Raw genomic sequence first — 19,923 nt, forward strand, 5'->3', positions numbered from 1 at the left:
GCGCTAGCGTGGCTGCCATGTCGCCGATATTCGTCTCCCGTGCCGAGCGCATCGTCGAAGCGCTGCTGACCGCCGGCCCGCAGCTGGCCGCCTCGGTGGGCGACCACCGCGCCGATCATCGGCTCCCGGACTGGTCGGCGGAGGCGGTGCGCGGGCACGCCGAGCTGCTGCGCGAGGCCTCGCACACCCTGGCCGAGGTCGATCCGGACGACCTGGCCCCCGCGGACGGCGTCGATCTCGCGCTCCTGCAGCAGCGGGTCGACGGCCTGTTGTTCGAGCTCACCGAAATCCGCGAGCACGAGTGGAATCCGCTGGTGCACAATCCCGGACCGCTGCTCCACCACCTGCTGGCGCGCCCGTTCGCGCCCGCCGAGGTGCGGCTGGCGGCGCTGCGCGACCGGCTGACGGCCGTGCCCGACGCGCTGGCCACCGCCCGCGCGCTGCTCGGCGAGATGCCGCGCGTGCACGTCGAGACCGCCATCGGGCAGTTCGGCGGCGTAACCGCGCTGGTGCGCGACCAGGTGCCCGCGCTGGCCGCCGAGGTGCCCGGCTTCGAGATCGAACCCGCTGCCACCGCGGCGATGTCGGCGCTGACCGACTTCACCGCGTGGCTCACCGGCCAGGTCGAGAGCGCGGACCGCGATCCGCGTCTGGGCCGCAGGCTGTGGGAGGCCAAGCTCTGGCACACCCTCGACACCGAGCTGGGCGCGCGGGAGATCCTGGACCGCGCGCACCGGCACCTGGATCAGCTGACCGGCGAGATCCGCTCCGCGGCAGGCGAACTGCTCGGTGTCGCGAATCCGGATGCGGAGACCGTCCGCCGGGCGCTGGCGCAATTGTCGGCGGACCGACCGGCCGATGACACGGTGGTCGCGGTGGCGGCCGCGGCGCTGGCGGAGGCCACCGCCTTCGTCCGCGACCACGACCTGGCCACCCTGGTCGAGGATCCGCTGGTCATCCAGAAGATGCCGGAGTTCGCGCGCGGGGTGGCGGTGGCGTACTGCGATCCGGTCGGCCCGCTCGAAACCGCCGAGCTGCCGACCTTTTTCGCCATCGCACCGACCCCGGCGGACTGGTCGCCCGAGCGGGTGACCTCGTTCTATCGCGAATACAACAACCACATGATGCGCAATCTGACCGTGCACGAGGCCATGCCCGGCCACTACCTGCAACTCGCCCGGTCGCGCCGCTTCCGCGGCTCCACCCCCGTGCGCGCGCTGTGCTGGAGCGGCACCTTCATCGAGGGCTGGGCGGTCTACACCGAGAAGCTCATGGCCGACACCGGTTTCGGCGGCCTGCCGGTGCGGTTGCAGCAGCTGAAGTCCCACCTGCGCATGACCATCAACGCCATCCTCGACAAGTCGGTGCACTGCGACGGCATGACCGAAGCCGAGGCCCTGCGGCTGATGCGGGACCGCGGCCTCCAGGAGGAGGGCGAGGCCGCCGGCAAGTGGCGCCGCACCCTGCTCAGCTCCACCCAGCTCTCGACCTATTTCGTCGGTTATACCGAGGTCGCCGCCGTGGCTGCGGCTCGCCCGGCCGCCACTCCCCTGCGTGACTGGCACGACGCCATGCTCTCCCACGGCTCCCCCGCCCCGCGCCATCTGCGCACCTTGCTCGGGATCGACGGGAGCTGATTCGATGACCAGCGGGCTGGCGGTCTCCGCGCGCCTGGCGGACCGGGATTTCGAGGTGCGGCTGGACATTCCGCCCGGGGAAGTGCTGGCCGTGCTGGGACCGAACGGTGCGGGAAAGTCGACACTGCTGGATGTGGTTGCCGGACTGGTGATTCCGGACGAGGGGGAGGTCCGGCTGGGCGAGCGGGTGCTGACGGATGTCGCGAAAGGCATTGCGGTGGCGCCGCATCGGCGGGCCGTCTCGTTGCTGGCGCAGGATGCCCTGCTCTTCCCGCATCTGTCGGTGGCCGGGAATGTGGCCTTCGGGCCGCGCAGCCGGGGTGTGCGCGGCCGGGCCGCCGCCGCTCTCGCGCGGGAATGGCTGCGGGCCGTCGATGCCGAGGAATTCGCGGACCGGTCGCCCGGGTCATTGTCCGGCGGTCAGGCGCAGCGCGTGGCCCTGGCCCGCGCGCTGGCCGTGCACCCGCGGGTACTGCTGCTGGACGAGCCGATGGCCGCGTTGGATGTGACTGCGGCGCCCGCCATGCGGGCGCTGCTGCGGAGAGTCCTGCGGGAACCTGCCTCCGGCAGTGCGGAGGATGAAAATGGCGAGTTGATGGCCACTGCACAGGATATCGCCGCGCATCCCGTGACGCTGCCGGATGCCCGGCCCAGCGCCACGATTCTGGTGACGCACGACATCATCGACGCGGTGACCCTGGCCGATCGGGTCGCGGTCCTCGAGGCCGGGCGGGTGATCGAGTCCGGTTCGGTGGCTGCGGTATTGGCGCGGCCCCGCAGCCGGTTCGCTGCCCGGATCGCCGGAGTCAACCTGATCATGGGTGCGGCCGTGAGCGGCGGCAGCGCCGGGCTGGGTGCGGTCACGGACGGGACGGTCGAGGTCTTCGGCAGGTCCGAGGGCGAGTGGACGGCCGCCGGGCGGGCGGCGGCGGTGTTCTCGCCGGTGGCCGTGGCGGTGCACCTGGAGCATCCGGAGGGCAGTCCCCGCAATGTGTTCCGGGTGCGGGTGGCGGAGCTGGAGGATCGCGGCGGTCTGGTGCGGGTGCGCGGGGTGGACGGTCCGGGGGCGGCCGGGGGCCTGGCGGCGGATCTGACTCCGGCCGCGGTGGCCCAGCTCGGTGTGGTCCCCGGGATGGAGGTGTACTTCGCGGTGAAGGCGACCGAAGTAGAGGTCTACCCGTATTGACCTGTCGTCGATGCCATTCAGGCGGCAGCCAGGGCGCGCAGGCCCTCGGCGCAGTTCGAATACCGTGGCTTCCAGCCGAGTTCGGCCTCGGCCTTGGCATTCGAGACCCGCATGCTCGCCCGTGTCATCTCGTACAGGTACGCCATGGGCCGCAGCAGCGCGCCGGGCACGGTGAACGGCCTGGGCGTGCCGAAGGTTTCGGCCACCAGCCGCACGTGCGCCCCGAAGCCGAGCGGGCCGTCGTCGACGATGTTGTAGGCCGAGCCGGGGGTTCCGCCCTCGACGGCGTACGCCATGGCCGCGCCCGCGTCGGCGAGGTTGATCCAGGGCAGCACGCGCCCGTGGTCGTTCACCGCGGGCAGCTGCCGCTTGCGCAGCATCTCCACGATCGATTCGGTGCCGCCCTGCCCGTAGAACAAGCCGTAGCGCAGTGAAATCCCCTCGATGCCAGGGGTGTTCAGCATGAGCTCCTCCTTCACGCGCATGCCCTTCAGGTGCCGGACGTCCGATCCCTTTCCGCCCCGGCCGAATTCGTCGGTCTCGGTGAGGACATGGTCGCCGAAGTCGCGGTAGCCGTAGCCGAAGACCATCGATTCGGCGATCATGCGCCGGGCCCCGACCAGCTGTGCGGCCGCCACCAGGTTGGCGGTGCCGGTGACGCGCAGGTCGTCGGTGGCGTACATGTCCCGGTGCCGCATGGGCGCCTTGCGCAGCGCGGTGGCCGCGTGCACGACCGTGTCGACGGTCAACCCCTCGACCGCGCGCAGCAACCGGTCGCGGTCCATCAGGTCGGCGACCACGTCGTTGCCGGCGCCCCGTCCGAGGGACAGGACCGTGTAGCCGTGCTCCTGCAGGGCGCGGGTGATGTGCCCGCCGAGGACGCCGCTCGCACCGGCCAGGAGGATGTTCTTGGTGTCGTTCATGTCCATGGGACAAGGAATGCCCGCCGGAAGTGACAGCACACATCTGTGATCCATGACACAGTTTCTGGCGTGACATCCTTGTCGCCGGATGCGGGCGCGCCCACAATCGGATCACGACGAACAGCTGGAGGACGCATATGACGCTGGATCTGAACAGCGACCTCGGCGAGGGTTTCGGCGACTACACCATGGGTGACGACGCCGCCATGCTGGACGTGGTCACCAGCGCCAATATCGCGTGCGGATTCCACGCCGGGGATCCGGCCATCATGCGCCGCACCTGCGCGCTGGCCGTCGAGAAGGACGTCCGCATCGGCGCGCACGTCGGCCATCGTGATCTGCCCGGGTTCGGTCGCCGCGCCATCGCGATCGCCCCGGCCGCGCTGCGCGACGAGACGCTGTATCAGATCGGCAGCCTCGACGCCTTCGCCCGCGCTGCCGGAGACCGGGTGCGCTACGTGAAACCCCATGGCGCGCTGTATCACCAGGCCGCCGCCGACCGTGCGCTCGCCGACGCCATCGTCCTGGCCCTGCGGGAGTTCGATGCGCGGCTGGCCCTGCTGGGCCCGGCCGGCACCGAGCTCGAGCGGGCGGCGCTGGCCGCCGGAACCCCGTTCGTCGGTGAGGGTTTCGCCGATCGCGCCTATACCCCGGAGGGTCTGCTCGCGCCGCGCGGACTGCCGGGTGCGGTGCTCGGTGCGGATGCGGCGGTGACGCAGGCGCTTTCGATCGCGCGGGACGGCAAGGCGACCAGCGTGGATGGCGGCACGGTGGCGGTGACGGCGGCCAGCATCTGCGTGCACGGCGATACGCCGGCGGCGGTCGAGATGGCCCGCCGGATTCGCGCCGCGTTCGACGAATCCGGTACGCCTGTCCGGGCTTTCGCGTGATCCGGGGTGGATGACCATGACCGGTCCCGGGGAATTCGACGACGTCGGCGAGGTGCGGGCGGCGGGTGACCGTGCGCTGCTGGTGATTCCACCGCTGCGCGCCATGGTGGCCGATCTGGTGTCCGCCCTGCAGCCGCGTCCGACGGGGGTGGTCGATGTCCTGCCCGCCGCGGAAACCGTACTGGTGACGCTGGATTCGCCGCGGTCGGCGATCTCGGTGCGAAAGCAGCTGCGGGTCTTGCTGGTCCGGCTCGACGCGGCGGCCCGGGTCACCGCCGGTGACCGCGGCCGGCCCGGTGGGTGGCCGGGCCGGACCGGCCATCCGTTCGATGAGGTGGCCGGCAACGGCGCCCCCGTCGAACCCCTCGTGATCCCGGTCCGCTACGACGGCGAGGACCTGCCCGAGGTCGCGCGCCTGCTCGGCCTGACCGCGGCCGAGGTCGTCGCCCAGCACACCGGCACCGTATGGCGTTGTGCCTTCGTGGGTTTCGCGCCCGGCTTCGGCTATCTCGAATCACCGGACGGCCGCTTGACCGTGCCGCGGCGCGCGCGAGCCCGCACCGCCATCCCCGCGGGCGCGGTGGCGCTGGCGGGCGGCTATTCGGCCGTCTACCCCCGCCGCAGTCCGGGCGGGTGGCAGCTGATCGGGACCACCGACCTCTCGATGTGGGATGTGGATCGGGAACCGCCCGCCCTGGTGCGCGCCGGTGCCCGGGTCCGATTCGTGGATGTGGGGACAGGCTCATGAGCGGATTACGTGTCGTCCGGGTCGGCCCCCTGGCCACCATTCAGGACCTGGGCCGCCCGGGCTGGTTCGACTCCGGGGTGGGCACCGCGGGCGCGGCGGACCGCGCTTCGCTGCGGCTGGCCAATCGCCTGGTCGGGAATCCGGAGGGCGCGGCGGGCATCGAGGTGCTGCTGGGCGGTCTGGAACTGCTCGCCGATCAGCACGTCACGGTGGCGGTGACCGGCGCCCCGGCCCCGGTCACCGTCGACGATCGCCGCATGGGCGCGGCCAGCGTGCTGGAGATCGAGGAGGGGCAACGGCTGCGGCTCGGTATCGCCGACACGGGTCTGCGCACCTATGTGGCGGTGCGCGGCGGCATCGAGGTCGCGCCGGTGCTGGGCTCCCGCAGCCGCGACACCCTCTCCGGCATCGGCCCCGACCCGCTGCATCCGGGCGACCTGCTCCCGGTGGGAAAGCCGCCGCGGGCGCTGCCCATCGTGGATGTCGCGCCGGTGCCGGCGCTGGGCAACGACCTGCTCACGGTGCGGGCCGTGCCCGGTCCGCGGGCCGACTGGTTCACCGACGCCACCGCCCTCTTCGCGGGCGAGTGGACGGTATCCCCGGACACCGACCGGATCGGCGCGCGGCTGGACCGGCGCAGCGGTCCCGCCCTGCGGCGCAGCGTACCGAGCGAATTACCCACGGAGGGCATGGCTTTGGGCTCGGTGCAGGTGCCGCCCAGCGGTCAGCCCGTCGTCTTCCTGGCGGATCATCCGATCACCGGCGGTTATCCGGTGATCGCGGTGGTGGTGGACGCCGATGTGGACTGCGTGGCGCAGGCCCGCCCGGGTCAGGCCCTGCGCTTCCGGAAGATCGACTGACGCGGATTCCGTTGCGCTGCCGGAGGATAGCCGGAGTCGCTACTTCAGCGTCGCGTGCATGAGGTACACGTTGTAGCTGTTCCACGCCGACATGGTGAAGTACAGGTCCTTCCCGCTCGACCACGGATGGATGTACCCGCCGTAGGTCGTCGGATAGTCGTCGGTGTCGACCAGGGTCACCGGATCGGTCCAGGTGCCCTGCGGTTCGGCGGCGGTGCGCAGCACGATGGCGTGGTGGTCCAGATCCAGGTAGACCATCTGCCACTGCCCGGTCGACTCGTCGTAGCGCACCGACAGCTCACCGGCGGTCCCGGACAGGATCGGCGTGGCCAGCTGTTCGTCGGGCCCCAGGGCAGGCACCCAGGTATCGGCGATCCAGTACTGGTAGGCCGACTTGTTGAGCACCTGGTCGGTGGGCACCCGGGCCAGCCCGATGGTGCCGAACCGCCCATTGGGTGTGCCGAACATGTACACGTACCCGTCGTGCGGCGCCATGCCCATGACCTGGAACCGTCCCAGCCCGAAGAAGTTGTCCCAGCGCGCCCGATCGGATTTGGTCCAGGTCGCGCCGTTGTCGTCGGACCAGGCCAGCCCGCCCAGATTGGTCCACCACATGCCCGGCTTGTGGCGACTCCACCGGGCCACCGACATGTACGTCAGGTACTGCCGCCCGTTCAGCGCGAAGCCGGAGGTCGGGATGGTGGTGATCTCGAAGTTGTCGACCTTGCGGCTGCTCAGGATCTCGGCGGCGTGACAGCGGCTGTCCTGGGCGAAGGCGTCCAGCCGCAGGCCCTGGGAGAGATCGCGATTGCTGCTGAACGCGATGGAGTTGCTGCGCCAGTCCTGGTCCCCGGTGCCCGCGCCGATCGGTCCCCAGCCCTTGCCGAAGGTGTCGCCGAAGGCGACGGCGATCTGCCCGGGTTCGGACTCCCACATGATGCCGAGGTCGGTGCCGTCCACCGACCAGCGCATATCGGTGCGATTGGTGGAGCCGTGCCCGGTCACCTGGTTCACCAGCGCCAGCGAGCCGAGTTCGGCCGGGGTCACGGGTGCGGCGACCGGCGCGGGAACCAGGGGCGGCACGGCCGGCGCGGGCCGGGGCTGCGGTGGCTCGGGATCGCCGCCGGGCACCGGGATCGGAACGGTCTCCGGAATCTGGTCTATCTGGATGTGCGGCAGCTGAATCCCGCCGGAGCCGCTGCCGGCCTGCGGTGCGGGGGTGGGCTCGGGCGCCGCTTCCGGGGCAGGCTGGTCATCGCCGGTGCCGGGATCTCCGGAGGTGTCGGCCGGGTCGCCCGGCGGGTCGGCCGGATCACTCTCGGGCGCAAGGTTTTCCGGCTTGGGACTCTGGTCGTTGCGCAGGTCCGGGCACGGATTGACGCACGGGTCCGCGGGCAGTGGCGCGGGATCGATGCGGGTGTTGTCCTGCCGCGGACCCGGAATGGGGACCGGCGTGAACTGCGGGACCGGAACCTGAATGTGGATGGTGTTGTCGGGCGGCTGCGGCTGCGGTTGCGGCAGTGGCACATCCGGGTCGGGTTCGCGGGCCAGCGGATCGAATCCCGTTTCGCCGCAGGCGTTCAACGGCGGCGGGGCCCACGGGGCCGAGGGTCCGGCGGTGGCGGGTGTGGCGGGCAGCAGCATGACCGCGGCCATCGCCAGGCTCGAGAGCGCCAGGGCCGCAGGTGCTTCGGAGCGCCGCGCAGTCATCCGTGGTGCGTCTCCTCGTCCGTGATCGGATCCACCTCACCGTAGTCGTCCGGGCCGCATCCGCGGAGCCGTCTCGCCGTGTCGCCGGAGGGGTGTGACCGAGCCGATACCTACTTCGGCTACGTACCGACCCGTCGGCGTGAATTGGCCGCAATGGCCAGGACGCCGCCCGCGTAGACCGCCGCCGCGGCCACCACCACCGCCGGTGAGCGGCCGTCCGCCGGAATCAGCACCGCGGTACCCGCCAGCGCCAGCACGAAGGTCATGTTGAAGACCGTGTCCTGCAGGGCGAAGACCTGCCCGCGGTGCGCGTCGTCGATATCGATCTGCATGGCCGCGTCCCCGGTCAGCTTGATGACCTGGCCCACCAGCCCGAGCAGGTAGGCCGCCGCCAGCAACAGCAGCTCCGCCCGCCGCTCGGCGTGCCCGGTGGCGACGGTGATGGGCGTGACCAGGCCCAGCTGTACCGCGATCGCCGTCACCAGGCCGGTCACCACCGTCCGCGGCCGGCCGAGCCGGGGAATCAGCACCGGCGCGACCACGGCCGCCGTGAGCATGCCCGCCCCGGTCGCGGTGATGGCCGCACTGAATTTCGCGAGGTGGGTCCCCACCGCGGCCTCGTCGCCGCGGCGCAGCACCAGCACCATCAGCAGGGTGTCCGCGCCGAAGACGATGCGGTGCGCGCCGATCCCCAGGAAGGTCGTGGTCACCTCCCGGGACCGCCAGGCCGCGGTGGCGCCCTCGCGCAGTCCGGCGGCGATGGCCCGCACCGTGCTCCACCCGCCCCGCGCCGCGGCCTGCTCGCCGCGGTCGGGTCCCAGTGCGCGGGGCTGGAATCCGGCCACCACCAGCCCGCCGGCGATCGAACCGGAGGCGCTGCCGGCCGCCGCTACCGCCGAGGCGAAGTCGCCCGCCCCGATCAGCCCGATGATCGAGAAGGCCAGGCCCGCGCCCAGGATCGCGCACCCCGAGGCCACCGTCGCCAGCACCGAATTCATCGGGACCAGCCAGCGCTGGGCCAGCACCTTGGGCAGCGACGCGGACACACCGGCGCCCACGAACCGGCTCACCCCGACCACGGACAGCGCGCCCAGCAGCAGCGGGGTGGCGTGCACCCCGGCCAGCAGGCCCGCCGCGGTCGCCACGATGAGCAGCCCGCGCAGCACGTTCGCGTAGAGCAGCACCCGGCGGCGATCCCACCGGTCGAGCAGCGCGCCCGCGTACGGGCCGATGATCGAGTACGGCAGCAGCAGGGCCGCGAAGCCGCCGGCGATGGCCAGCGGATCGGTCTGGCGTTCGGGATTGAACAGAATCGCGCCCGAGAGCGCGGCCTGGAACATCCCGTCGCCGAACTGTCCGGACAGCCGGACCAGCGTCAGCCGCAGGGTGCCGGGATTCTCGCGGAGCCCGGTCGCGACCGCGGCCAGCCGGGCGCGCAGGGTGGCCGGCGGCGGCGCCGCGGTCACCGGGACGGGTGCGTGGTCACCAGCGCGAAGACGGCCGCGCGCATATCGTCGGCCATGGGCAGGTTGTCGACGGTGTCGGCGTCGATCCACTGGAAGCGGTCGTGCTCGAGGGGGTCCAGCCGGATCTCGGCGGCCTCGGTCTCGACCACGAAGCTGTATTTGCGTACCCGGGACTTGGTGCGGGTGGCGTAGTCGAATCCGCCCAGCACGTCGGTGATCCGCACGACGCTCAGCCCGGTCTCCTCGAACAGTTCGCGGGCCACGCAGTCGGCGAAGGACTCGCCGGATTCCACGCCGCCGCCGGGCAGTTCCCACATCCCCCCGTGCGAACCTTCGGCGACACGCCGCACGACCAGCAGTTTGCCGTCCCGGAATACGGCCACGCCCACCACGAAATGAGCGATCCCCTCGCTCTCGGCCTGTTGTCGGAGCTCGCGTTCGATGCCCGCGAGTGCCTCGGGTCGCATCCCCCTGCTCTCCCTCCCGTTTCGCTTGCGGCACATCATGATACGGTCGCCGACCGAAACCCGCTGGCGGGTACGACGGTGTGCGGGCGGGCGTCACCGCCGCGCACTCACAATCGCCGGGCATTTGCCCGGACCGGTTGCCGAGAGCGTAGTACCTGGTCGGCGGCGTGCGGAGCAGCGCTGCTCTCACGCTAGAATTTAACCCGGAATTCAGGTTGGGCCGCCGTATCGGCCCCTACCCTGGAATCCGATCGGTGCTCGCCGGTGAGAGGAGTACGGCGGTGTCCACCCTCACGACACCACACATCGATATCCATCGTGGCGGCGACCGCATGAAAACCCGTGTGTCGTGGCTGGATTCGAAGCATTCGTTCTCGTTCGGGGAACACTACGATCCCGACAACACCCACCATGGCCTGCTGCTGGTCAACAATGAGGACATCGTCCTGCCCGGCGAGGGCTTCGAGACCCATCCGCACCGGGACATGGAAATCGTCACCTGGGTGCTGAGCGGCAGCCTGGTCCATCAGGATTCGCTGGGGCACAGCGGGGTCATCTATCCCGGCCTGGCCCAGCGCATGAGCGCCGGTACCGGCATCCTGCATTCGGAGAAGAACGATTCCTGGCGGTTCAGCAATGCGCCCGAACACCAGGAGCCGGTGCATTTCGTCCAGATGTGGGTGGTGCCCGACGATTCCGGGCTGACCCCCGGCTATCAGCAGCTGGAGATCGACGACGAGCTGGCCGGCGGCGGCCTGATCACGGTGGCCTCGGGCCTGCCCCGCTACCGCGACCGCACCGCCATCGCCATCGCCAGCAGCCACTCCGCCCTGCACGTGGCCCGGATGTCCGGCGACGCCGCTGAGATCCGCCTGCCGGAAGCCCCCTACCTGCATGTCTTCATCGCGCGCGGCGAGGTCGAGATGGAGGGGGCGGGCACCCTGTACGAGGGCGACGCGGTGCGGTTGACGCGCAGCGGAGGTCAGCGGGTCACCGCGAACATGCCGTCGGAGATTCTGGTGTGGGAAATGCATGCCCGACTCGGCGGGCAATAGCATCGACGCATGAACCAGTACCCGCCACCGGGGCAGTACGGCCAGTACCCGCCGCCTCCGCCCGGAAACTATCCGCCGCCCGGCGGACCGCAGTACTGGCAGGAATCGCCGCAGCGCAAGGGCATGGCGATCACCGCGATGGTCTTCGGCATCCTGGGTCTGCTCACCTTCTGGACGGTGCTGCTCACCATCGTCGGCGTCCTGTGCGGCGTGCTCGCGATCATTCTCGGCGTGATCGCCGCGACGAAGGCGCGCCGCGGTACGTCCGGCGGCTTCGGAATGGCGCTGGCGGGCGCGATCATGGGAGCCATCAGCCTGATCGGCGGCATTCTGGTCGGCGTGCTGGTGTGGGTCGTCTTCAAGGACACCGGCGGCACCGACCTGATCGACTGCCTGAACAAGGCCGGCGGCGACAGCTCCAAGGTTCAGCAGTGCCAGGAGGAATTCAACAAGCGGGTCGAGGACAAGTTCAGCGTTACGCTGACGCCCGCGCCTACCCGCTGACCGGATGGCACTCGCGGGTGGCGGCCAGCACCTCGGCCAGTTCGGGGCGAAAGTCCCCTTCCGGTGGGTGAATCCACGTCCGGTAGGCGCTGTGCTCGTCCGCGGGAGACGGCAGCACGATGGTGCTGCCCGGCTGCGCTACGGACGCGCAATCGCGGAAAAGGTCTGAGAACAAAGCGGTGTCGTGATACGAGTCGTCCGTGGGGCCGGTCAGGAAGGTCCAGCGGCCCGAGCGCGGGTGGGCGATGACGGGCCCGCAGCGGCGGCGGGCGACCAGGTGGTCGCGGACCCGGTGGCCCAGGTCGGCGGGCATGGTTACGGCCCCGACGGCCCCGACCTCCAACATGATTCGGCTCAGTGTCGAGTCCACCACGCCGTAGAGGCCGTGCTCCTTGCGATAGTGCCGGCACCGGGCCAGCGCTTCCTGGGTGGCGGTATACGAGGACGGGTCCAGCGCGCTCATGGCGAACCTCCTGCTACCGACCTTAGGTCCGGGCTATCGGTATGACAATAGTCACACGCCAGCGAGTTCCCCAGCGTAGCATCACTGCTCATGGCTCCCGTCTCGCCCACCGTCGCCCGGTGGGAGCTGGTCCTGCGATTGCGCGAACTGCGTGAGCAGTGCGGCTTCGATTCGGCGACCTTCGCCAAGCGTGTCGGCTTCACCCCCGCCAACTGGTCGCACGTGGAGAAGGGCCGGCGCGTTCTCACGGCCACCACCATCGGCCCGGTGCTGGAGCTGCTCGAGGTGGAGGGCGAGGAACGCGCGGAACTGCTGGAACTGCTGGCGCTGAGCAAGGAGCGCGGCTGGTGGGCCAGGTCCTCGGCGCTGATCGGGCCGGAGCTGCAACGGTATTACGGCATGGAGCTGGGCGCGGAGAGCATCCGCAGCTACGACAGCCTGGTGGTGCCCGGGTTGTTGCAGACCGAGGAATACGCGCGGGCGCTCATCAGCGCCGACGTCATGATCCGTCCCGTCCAGGTGGAACAGCTGGTGGCGGTGCGGCTGAAGCGGCAGGAACGGCTGCGCGGCGACGACCGGGTGGAACTCACCGCGGTGATCGGCGAGGCCACGCTGCTACAGCAGATCGGCGGCCCGAAAGTATTGCGCGGGCAACTGGAACATCTGGCAACACTGCTGGACGAGCTGGATTCCATTTCGGTGCGGGTGATTCCGTTCACCGCGACCCGCGGCGCACTGCTGGGCGGGTCGAGTTTCCATCTGCTGGATTTCGCTTCCGAGAATCTTCCGACGTTCACCTGGGTGGAGAGCGCGGTTTTCGGTGGGGCGGTGGAGGATTCGTCGCAGATTCGCGATCTGCGGTTCGCATTTGTGCGTGCGCTCGACCAATCTCTCGGTCGCGCAGAATCTTTGGAGCTCATCAAACGCTATTCGCAAGGGTAGGATACGCATGCGTAACGGTAAAATGCTGCCCATGCTAAACACCGCGAACTATCAGCCGGTAACCCGCGGCTGGTTCACGTCGTCCCGTACCAATAACGGAAATCAGTGCGTGGAGGTTCGATTCGACGGTGATGCGGTGCTCATTCGCGACAGCAAGTACCGGCGCAATCCGGAACATCGCCCTGAAGACGAGCCCATCATCACCGTCGCCGCGACCGAATGGATGACATTCCTGGCCGCTGTGCTGGGCCGCCACTCCCTCCGCACCGCGCTCAGCGCGGAGACCGGTGCGGACGGCCACACCACCCTCCGGCACCGCGACACCACCCTGGTCTACACCCCCGGCGAATGGCGCGCCTTCGTCGCCGGGGCCCGCGACGGGGAGTTCGACCGGATACCAGTGCCCGCTTGAGCTGCCTGCGCCCAAGTCGCGGGGAGGCGGATCTGTGCATACTGGTTTGCGTGACTTCGCAGCTGACGCCTCCCTCCGGTATCGACCTGTCCTTCCGTGACGCGGACGTACGGGTGCAGGACGACCTGTTCGCGCACGTCAACGGCAAATGGCTGGAGAGCTACGAGATACCGGCCGACCGGGCGGTGGACGGTGCCTTCCGCACGCTCTACGACCAGGCGGAACTGGATGTGCAGAAGATCATCCAGGACGCCTCGGCGGCCGATGCCGCGCCCGGCACCGAAGAGCGCAAGATCGGCGATCTCTACAACAGCTTCATGGCCGACGAGGCCATCGAGGCGGCGGGCCTGACCCCGATCGCCGAGGAGCTGGCCGCCGTGGCCGGCGTCGCCGACCGTTCGGACTTCGCCGCGCTCATCGGCCGCCTGCAGCGCACCGGCGTGGGCGGCGCGCTGGCCTTCTACGTCGACACCGACGACAAGAACTCCGCCCGGTATCTGGTGCACGCCACCCAGTCCGGTATCGGCCTGCCCGACGAGTCGTACTACCACAAGGACGAATACGCGGAGATCCGCGAGAAGTACGTCGCCCACATCCGCCGCATGTTCGAGCTGGCCGGGCTGGACCATGACGCCCAGCGGGTTTTCGAGTTGGAGACCAAGCTGGCCGCGGGTCACTGGGACGTGGTGCGCCGCCGCGATGCCGAATTGAGCTACAACCTCACCACTTTCGACGCGCTGGCCGCCGAGAACCCGGAATTCGACTGGACCGCCTGGACTTCCGCGCTGGCCGCGGGACTGGATCGCTCCGGTGCAGAGCTGTTCGCGGAACTCGTCGTGCGCCAGCCCGATTACGTGCGCACCTTCGCCCAGCTGTGGGCCTCGGAATCGCTGGCGGACTGGAAGGCCTGGGCGGCCTGGCGGGTGGTGAAGGCCCGCGCGCCGTACCTGACCGCGGATCTGGTGGAGGCCAACTTCGACTTCTACGGCCGCACCCTGACCGGCGCGCAGGAGAATCGGGAGCGCTGGAAGCGCGGCGTCTCCCTGGTGCAGGACCTGCTGGGCGAGGCCGTGGGCAAGCTCTATGTGGCCCGGCACTTCCCGCCGGAGGCCAAGGCCCGCATGGTCGAGCTGGTGGCGAACCTGCAGGAGGCCTACCGCCGCAATATCTCCGAGCTGGAGTGGATGGGCCCGGACACCCGGCAGGCCGCACTGGCCAAGCTGGAGAAGTTCACCCCCAAGATCGGCTACCCGGAGGAGTGGCGTGACTACGCCGCGGTCACCGTGGATCCGGCCGACGTGGTGGGCAACTACCGCAGCGGCTACGCCGCCGAGCACGACCGCGACCTGAACAAGCTGGGCGGCTCGGTGGACCGCGGCGAATGGTTCATGACCCCGCAGACGGTGAACGCCTACTACAACCCGGGCATGAACGAGATCGTCTTCCCGGCGGCCATTCTGCAGCCCCCGTTCTTCGACATGAATGCCGACGACGCCGCCAACTACGGCGGTATCGGCGCGGTCATCGGGCACGAGATCGGCCACGGCTTCGACGATCAGGGCTCCAAGTACGACGGCGACGGCAATATGGTCGACTGGTGGACCGAGTCGGACCGCACCGAATTCGGCAAGCGCACCAAGGCTTTGATCGACCAGTACAACCAGTTCTCCCCCAAGGACCTGTCGGCGGACCACAAGGTCAATGGCGAGTTCACCATCGGTGAGAACATCGGCGACCTGGGCGGTCTCTCGATCGCCCTGGAGGCGTACCGGATCGCCATCGAGGGCCAGGACTCCCCCGTCCTCGACGAACTCACCGGCCTGCAGCGGGTGTTCTTCGGCTGGGCACAGGTGTGGCGCACCAAGGCGCGCACCGAGGAGGCCATCCGCCGCCTCGCCGTGGACCCGCACTCGCCGCCGGAGTTCCGTTGCAATGGCGTGGTCCGCAACCTCGACAGCTTCCACCAGGCCTTCGATGTGCGGCCGGGTGACGAGCTCTATCTGGATCCCGCTGAGCGCGTGAAGATCTGGTAGCCCGGACCGGGCCCTCGCCGAGGTGGCGGGGGCCCCGGCCGGCTAGCGCAGGCGCTCTTCGGTTTCCGCGTCGAAGAAGAAGAGTTCGTCCTGCTTGGGCGTCAGGAGCAGACGGTCGCCCAGCGCGACCTGGAAGCGCCGATCCACCCGCGCGACCACCCGGCCGGAGCGGCTGGACCATTCGTCGGCCACGCCGTGCGAGTAGACGAACGACTCCGAGCCGAGCTCCTCGAGCAGTTCCACCTCGACCGCGAGCGCATTGCCCGCATCGGTGGTGACCTCCCAGGATTCGGGCCGGATGCCGACGATCACGTTCTTGCCGTCGATATTGTGCGGCAGGGGAATTCGCAGGTCGTTCAATACAGCCGCACCGTCGCGGACCGGCGCGGTCAGCAGGTTCATGCCGGGCGAGCCGATGAATCCGGCGACGAAGGTATTGACCGGATCGTCGTAAAGCTCACGGGGAGCGGCGATCTGCTGCAGCTTCCCGTCCTTCATCACCGCGACCCGGTGCCCCATGGTCATGGCCTCGACCTGATCATGGGTTACGTACACGGTGGTGGTGCCCAGCCGCTTCTGTAGGGCCGCGATCTGCGAGCGGGTCGAAACCCGCAGCTTGGCATCGAGATTCGACAGCGGCTCGTCCATGCAGAACACCTGCGGCCGCCGCACGATGGCCCGGCCCATGGCGACGCGCTGGCGCTGGCCGCCCGACAGCCGTGCGGGCTTGCGGTCGAGCAGGTCCACCAGCTCCAGCATGGCCGCCGCCTCGGTGACGCGAACCCTGGTGTCGGCCTTGCTCATACCCGCATTGCGCAGCGCGAATCCCATGTTCTCGGCCACGGTCATATTCGGGTAGAGCGCGTAGCTCTGGAACACCATGGCCACGTCGCGTGAACGCGGCGGCAGGCCGGTCACGTCGAGTCCGCCGATCCGAATGTGCCCGGCGGTCACCGCTTCGAGACCCGCCAGCATGCGCAGACTGGTGGACTTGCCGCAGCCCGAAGGCCCGACCAGCACCAGGAATTCGCCGTCGGCGATGTCCAGGTTCAGGTCGTCGACCGCGGGGCCGGGCGCACCCGGATAGGTGAGGGAAACTCCCTCGAACTGCACAGTCGCCATGCCGGCGCTCTCCTTGTCCAATGCTCACGCTGCCGGGGCCGCCGTGGTTACGTAGGCGCTGCGGCCTCCGGCCCCTGACGTCAGCGTGCGGGTGCGTCTCTTACTTGGGCAGCTTGGGCGTGATCTGCCGGTCGATGATCGTCTGCAGCTGGTTGGCGATATCGCCGAAAGCCGCTGCGGTGTCCCGGTTCTGCAGGCCGATCTGTTCGAGCCCGGTGCCGATGATCTGGTCGCCGCCGGGCACGAACACGCGCGCGTAGTTCTGCGGCTTGGTCAGCGGCAGCTGGTCGATCGCGGTCTTGAAGTTCGGGTTCTTGGCCAGGAAGTCCTGCATGCCCGGATCCTGCTGCGCCGACTTGCGCACCGGCACATAGCCGGTGGCCTGCGAGAAGTACGAGGTGTTGGCCGCATTGGTGATGAACTCGATGAACTTCAGCGCGTTCTCCTTGCGGGCGTCGCTGATCCGCGACGGGATCGCCAGGCCGGCGCCGCCGGTGGTGCAGCCCGCCAGCCCGTTCGGGTGCGGCAGGAAGCCGGTGCCGAACTGGGTCTTGCCCGCGGCATTGGTGTTGATGCTCTTCAGGTCTCCGGTGGAGCCGATGGCCGAGGCGATGATGCCGTTGCCGAAGTCCACGGCGTAGGTGGGCCGGATGCTGGCGTACTTCTTGGTATTGATGGAGTCGCGCAGGTAGTTTCCGGCCTTGATGGTGGCCGGGTCGTTGAACTTCAGCTTCCACTCGTCCGAGTACGCGCCGCCGAAGGTCCAGCACGGACCCTGGAAGGTCCAGGCCAGGTAGTTCTTGGCGTCGCCCCAGCCGTGCGCCCACTTGCCGTCGCCCATCACGCTCTGGATCTTCGGGCCCCACTCGTCGAACTCGTCCCAGCTGTTCGGCGTGCGGTCGGGCAGTCCGGCCTTGGCCCAGACGTCCTTGTTGTAGTAGAAGATCTGCGTCGAGCGCGAGTACGGCAGCGCCCAGGTCTTGCCGTTGAACTTGTAGTCGCCGACGAAGGTGTCCACGTAGTCGGACACGTTCACCCCGGCCGCGGAGAAGTGGCTGTCCAGCGGCTCGATGGTGCCGTTGAGCGCGTAGTTGAACCACCACACGTCGGACAGGATGACCACGTCGGGCAGTTCACCACCGGAGAGCGCGGCGTTGAACTTGGTCGCGACCTCCTCGTAGTTCTTGCCCGCGTCCACCAGATTGACCTTCAGGTCCGGGTACTTGGCCTGGAACCGGTTGATCAGCTCGGTCTCCTGGTCCTTGGAGGTGCCGGGGTGGTTGGACCAGAAGGTGATGGTCTTCGAGTCACCGCCCTGCGTGCCGCCGCCACCGGATCCGGCGCACGCGGTCAGCGCCGCCGCACCCGCGGCCGCGCCCGCCAAGCCGAGAAACCCGCGTCGTGAAAGAGCGGGAAAACGTGAATCCGACACAGGAATCTCCTTCTGGGACTTAACCCTTGACCGCACCTGAGGTGAGGCCCTTGATCATCTGGCGCTGGAGCACCAGGAAGACGATGAGGATGGGGAGCATGGTCAGGATGACCCCGGCCATGACCGGACCCCAGTTGGTGACGCTCGGGTTCTCGGTGTTCTGCAGCAGGGTCAGGCCGACCGGCAGCGTGGCCACCCGCGCGTCGTCGGCCATCAGGAACGGCCACAGGTATTCGTTCCACTCGTTCACCAGCGTGACCACCGCGAACGCCACCATGGTGGGTCCGGACATGGGCAGCACCACCCGGGTCAGCAGCCGCCACCAGCCCGCGCCGTCCATCCGCGCGGCCTCGATGACCTCGCTCGGCAGCGACAGGAAGTGATTGCGCATCAGGAAGGTGCCGAAGGCGACGCCGCAGAGCGGAACGATGATGCCCTGGAAGGTGTTTCGCCAGCCCAGCTGGGCGATGAGCGCGTAGTTGGAGATGATGGTGATCTGGTTGGGCACCATGAGCGCCGCGATGATCACCAGGAACACGATGTTCTTGCCGGGGAAGCGCAGGAACACCAGGCCGTAGGCGCTGAGCACGCCCAGCACGAACTTCACCGCCGAGACGATGCCGGTCACGATGATCGAGTTCCGCAGGAACTGCCAGAACGGCAGCGTGGTGGTGGCGTCGTGGTAGTTCGACGCCAGCCAGCGCTCGGGCCAGTAGCTGACCGGCTGGGAGTAGACCTCCCCGTGCGCCATGAAGGAGCGGGTGAGGATGTAGTACAGCGGGACGCCGACGATGATCAGCACGCACGCCATGGCGGCGTAGCCGAACACCTTGGCCCACAGTTCCCGGTCGCGGAAAGCGCTCAGCGCGTCGAGCCGGTTCACTTCTCGTCCCCTCGGTCCATGATGCGCACCTGCACCAGCGTCACGATGAGCAGCACCAGGAACATGATGGTGGCGACGGCCGCCCCGTATCCGGCCCGCTGGTTCACCCAGGATTCGCGATAGACCTGATAGATCATGGTGGTGGTGCCGGTGCCGATGGGCCCGCCACGGGTCATCACATTGATGAGGTCGAAGACCTGAAGTGAGTTGAGCAGCACCGTGATCGACAGGAAGTAGGTGGTGGGTCGCAGCTGCGGCAGCAACACCCGGGTGAAGGTGGTCCAGCGGCTCGCGCCGTCGATCTCGGCGGCCTCCATGAGGTCGGCCCGAACCCCTTGCAGCGCCGCCAGATAGATGACGAAGCTGTAGCCCAGGTTCTTCCAGATATAGGTGACCGTGATCATGAACAGCGCCCAGTGCGGGTTCTGCGCGAAGTCGGGTGAGTGCATCCCCATTCGCTCCAGCAGATCCGGGACCAGGCCGAAGCCGGGGTCGAAGATGAACTGGAAGCCGACGCCGATGGCCGCGCCGGAGATGACGTAGGGCGCGAAGATAGCGGATCGAACCACATTGCGCCCGAACAGTTTGCGATCCAGCAGCAGGGCCAGCGCCAGTCCCAGCACCATGCTGCCGAGTACGGCGGCGACGGTGAAGATCACCGTATTGCCGACGATCTGCCAGGAGTCGTCGCGGCCGAACCACTCGGTGTAGTTGTCGAAACCGACCCAGTTCAGGCTGGTCGCCGAGATGTTCCAGTCGGTGAACGACAGGCGGATATTGTCGACCAGCGGCCGATAGACGAACAGCCCCAGCAGAATCAGGTTCGGCGCGACCAGGACCACGAAGAGCGCATGGTCCTGCCAGGGTCTGCTTCGCCACCCGCGCCCCGGGGGCGTCGGGAGTACTCGTTCGGGCCAAGATCGCACCCGCGCAGCCTTGCGGTTCGGGGCTACCGACTGGTTAATTCCGGATGGAAGATCGCTGAACTGTCGATCGGCGCGCGCCACCGACTGTTCACCGGTCACACCTTCGAGCGGCGCGGACATGCGCCGAATCGTACGACCGCCCAACTTGTTTCGAGACCGAATTCATGTGAACGGCCGGCCAACAGCAAGAACGGGCGAGCGTCGCGCCCAAATGGGCGGGACGCTCGCCATAAAGGTGACAACTGATTTCGCAAGTGTCCGGGT

At 68.8% G+C, this 19,923-nt stretch carries 19 protein-coding genes; 10 read left to right on the plus strand and 9 right to left on the minus strand.

Translation table 11 applies throughout. The features are described from left to right. The first annotated feature begins 17 nt into the window (after window positions 1–17). Both ACFXN1_RS30680 and ACFXN1_RS30685 read left to right on the plus strand, forming a co-directional pair. Window positions 18–1,637, plus strand: coding sequence for a DUF885 domain-containing protein (locus tag ACFXN1_RS30680; RefSeq protein WP_379435879.1), 1,620 nt, complete (start codon window positions 18–20; stop codon window positions 1,635–1,637). A gap of 4 nt (window positions 1,638–1,641) precedes the next feature. Continuing rightward, a complete protein-coding gene (locus ACFXN1_RS30685; protein ID WP_379435880.1) occupies window positions 1,642–2,823 on the plus strand; it encodes a sulfate/molybdate ABC transporter ATP-binding protein in 1,182 nt (393 codons plus the stop codon). 17 nt (window positions 2,824–2,840) lie between these two features. On the opposite strand, the gene ACFXN1_RS30690 is transcribed toward ACFXN1_RS30685, so the two are convergent. Then, the gene (locus tag ACFXN1_RS30690; RefSeq protein WP_379435882.1) at window positions 2,841–3,752 is read right to left on the minus strand and encodes an NAD-dependent epimerase/dehydratase family protein; all 912 of its coding nucleotides are present in this window, start codon (window positions 3,750–3,752) and stop codon (window positions 2,841–2,843) included. A 131-nt stretch (window positions 3,753–3,883) separates the two neighbouring features. Here ACFXN1_RS30690 and ACFXN1_RS30695 point away from each other — a divergent pair, with 131 nt between their 5' ends. From ACFXN1_RS30695 to ACFXN1_RS30705, 3 genes are read left to right on the plus strand one after another with little or no spacing between them, the layout of a single operon-like run. Next, entirely contained in the window at window positions 3,884–4,636 is a 753-nt protein-coding gene (locus tag ACFXN1_RS30695) for a LamB/YcsF family protein (protein ID WP_379435883.1), read from the plus strand. A gap of 16 nt (window positions 4,637–4,652) precedes the next feature. Beyond that, window positions 4,653–5,384, plus strand: coding sequence for an allophanate hydrolase subunit 1 (locus ACFXN1_RS30700; protein WP_379435885.1), 732 nt, complete (start codon window positions 4,653–4,655; stop codon window positions 5,382–5,384). Then, the gene (locus ACFXN1_RS30705) at window positions 5,381–6,244 is read left to right on the plus strand and encodes a biotin-dependent carboxyltransferase family protein (RefSeq protein ID WP_379400775.1); all 864 of its coding nucleotides are present in this window, start codon (window positions 5,381–5,383) and stop codon (window positions 6,242–6,244) included. The genes ACFXN1_RS30700 and ACFXN1_RS30705 overlap by 4 nt, the downstream gene beginning before the upstream one ends. Window positions 6,245–6,283: 39 nt before the next feature. Here ACFXN1_RS30705 and ACFXN1_RS30710 read toward each other — a convergent pair whose 3' ends face one another. The 3 genes from ACFXN1_RS30710 to ACFXN1_RS30720 form a co-directional block, all read right to left on the minus strand. Then, window positions 6,284–7,954, minus strand: coding sequence for a DUF4185 domain-containing protein (locus ACFXN1_RS30710; protein ID WP_379435886.1), 1,671 nt, complete (start codon window positions 7,952–7,954; stop codon window positions 6,284–6,286). A gap of 119 nt (window positions 7,955–8,073) precedes the next feature. Next, on the minus strand, window positions 8,074–9,420 hold the full coding sequence (locus ACFXN1_RS30715; protein ID WP_379435888.1) for a hypothetical protein: 1,347 nt from the start codon (window positions 9,418–9,420) through the stop codon (window positions 8,074–8,076). After that, window positions 9,417–9,887, minus strand: coding sequence for an NUDIX hydrolase (locus ACFXN1_RS30720; RefSeq protein ID WP_379400771.1), 471 nt, complete (start codon window positions 9,885–9,887; stop codon window positions 9,417–9,419). Before ACFXN1_RS30720 ends, ACFXN1_RS30715 begins: the two co-directional genes overlap by 4 nt. A 281-nt stretch (window positions 9,888–10,168) precedes the next feature. On the opposite strand from ACFXN1_RS30720, the gene ACFXN1_RS30725 reads away from it, so the two are divergent. Together ACFXN1_RS30725 and ACFXN1_RS30730 are read left to right on the plus strand one after the other, a co-directional pair. Beyond that, window positions 10,169–10,942 carry a pirin family protein gene (locus tag ACFXN1_RS30725; RefSeq protein WP_379400770.1) on the plus strand — a complete coding sequence of 258 codons (774 nt, stop codon included), beginning with the start codon at window positions 10,169–10,171 and terminating at the stop codon, window positions 10,940–10,942. 9 nt (window positions 10,943–10,951) lie between these two features. Next, a complete protein-coding gene (locus ACFXN1_RS30730) occupies window positions 10,952–11,446 on the plus strand; it encodes a DUF4190 domain-containing protein (RefSeq protein ID WP_379400769.1) in 495 nt (164 codons plus the stop codon). Here ACFXN1_RS30730 and ACFXN1_RS30735 read toward each other — a convergent pair. Then, window positions 11,436–11,909: a hypothetical protein gene (locus ACFXN1_RS30735; protein ID WP_379400768.1), complete on the minus strand. Its 474-nt coding sequence runs from the start codon at window positions 11,907–11,909 to the stop codon at window positions 11,436–11,438. The two genes, ACFXN1_RS30730 and ACFXN1_RS30735, sit on opposite strands and share 11 nt — an antisense overlap. A gap of 90 nt (window positions 11,910–11,999) precedes the next feature. Here ACFXN1_RS30735 and ACFXN1_RS30740 point away from each other — a divergent pair, with 90 nt between their 5' ends. Genes ACFXN1_RS30740 through ACFXN1_RS30750 form a run of 3 tightly spaced genes read left to right on the plus strand, consistent with a single transcriptional unit; the run spans window position 12,000 to window position 15,296 of the window. Next, the gene (locus tag ACFXN1_RS30740) at window positions 12,000–12,851 is read left to right on the plus strand and encodes a Scr1 family TA system antitoxin-like transcriptional regulator (protein WP_354849086.1); all 852 of its coding nucleotides are present in this window, start codon (window positions 12,000–12,002) and stop codon (window positions 12,849–12,851) included. Window positions 12,852–12,882: 31 nt separating this feature from the next. Next, window positions 12,883–13,263: a DUF397 domain-containing protein gene (locus ACFXN1_RS30745; protein ID WP_379435889.1), complete on the plus strand. Its 381-nt coding sequence runs from the start codon at window positions 12,883–12,885 to the stop codon at window positions 13,261–13,263. 50 nt (window positions 13,264–13,313) lie between these two features. Then, window positions 13,314–15,296, plus strand: coding sequence for a M13 family metallopeptidase (locus ACFXN1_RS30750; RefSeq protein WP_379435891.1), 1,983 nt, complete (start codon window positions 13,314–13,316; stop codon window positions 15,294–15,296). A gap of 42 nt (window positions 15,297–15,338) precedes the next feature. Here ACFXN1_RS30750 and ACFXN1_RS30755 read toward each other — a convergent pair whose 3' ends face one another. The 4 genes from ACFXN1_RS30755 to ACFXN1_RS30770 all read right to left on the minus strand — a co-directional run bounded on the left by ACFXN1_RS30755 (window position 15,339) and on the right by ACFXN1_RS30770 (window position 19,659). Then, a complete protein-coding gene (locus tag ACFXN1_RS30755) occupies window positions 15,339–16,418 on the minus strand; it encodes an ABC transporter ATP-binding protein (RefSeq protein WP_379435892.1) in 1,080 nt (359 codons plus the stop codon). Window positions 16,419–16,518: 100 nt separating this feature from the next. Next, window positions 16,519–17,850, minus strand: a complete 1,332-nt coding sequence (locus ACFXN1_RS30760; RefSeq protein WP_379400764.1) for an ABC transporter substrate-binding protein — start codon at window positions 17,848–17,850, stop codon at window positions 16,519–16,521. Between the two features lie 19 nt (window positions 17,851–17,869). After that, window positions 17,870–18,661 (minus strand): carbohydrate ABC transporter permease, encoded by a 792-nt coding sequence (locus ACFXN1_RS30765; RefSeq protein WP_379435985.1) that lies wholly within the window; start codon window positions 18,659–18,661, stop codon window positions 17,870–17,872. Between the two features lie 68 nt (window positions 18,662–18,729). Next, complete coding sequence (locus ACFXN1_RS30770; RefSeq protein WP_379400819.1) at window positions 18,730–19,659, minus strand: carbohydrate ABC transporter permease; 930 nt, start codon at window positions 19,657–19,659, stop codon at window positions 18,730–18,732. Window positions 19,660–19,923 lie beyond the last annotated feature (264 nt).

Origin of the sequence: Nocardia sp. NPDC059154 (assembly GCF_042755705.1) — a bacterium.
Lineage (GTDB): Bacteria > Actinomycetota > Actinomycetes > Mycobacteriales > Mycobacteriaceae > Nocardia.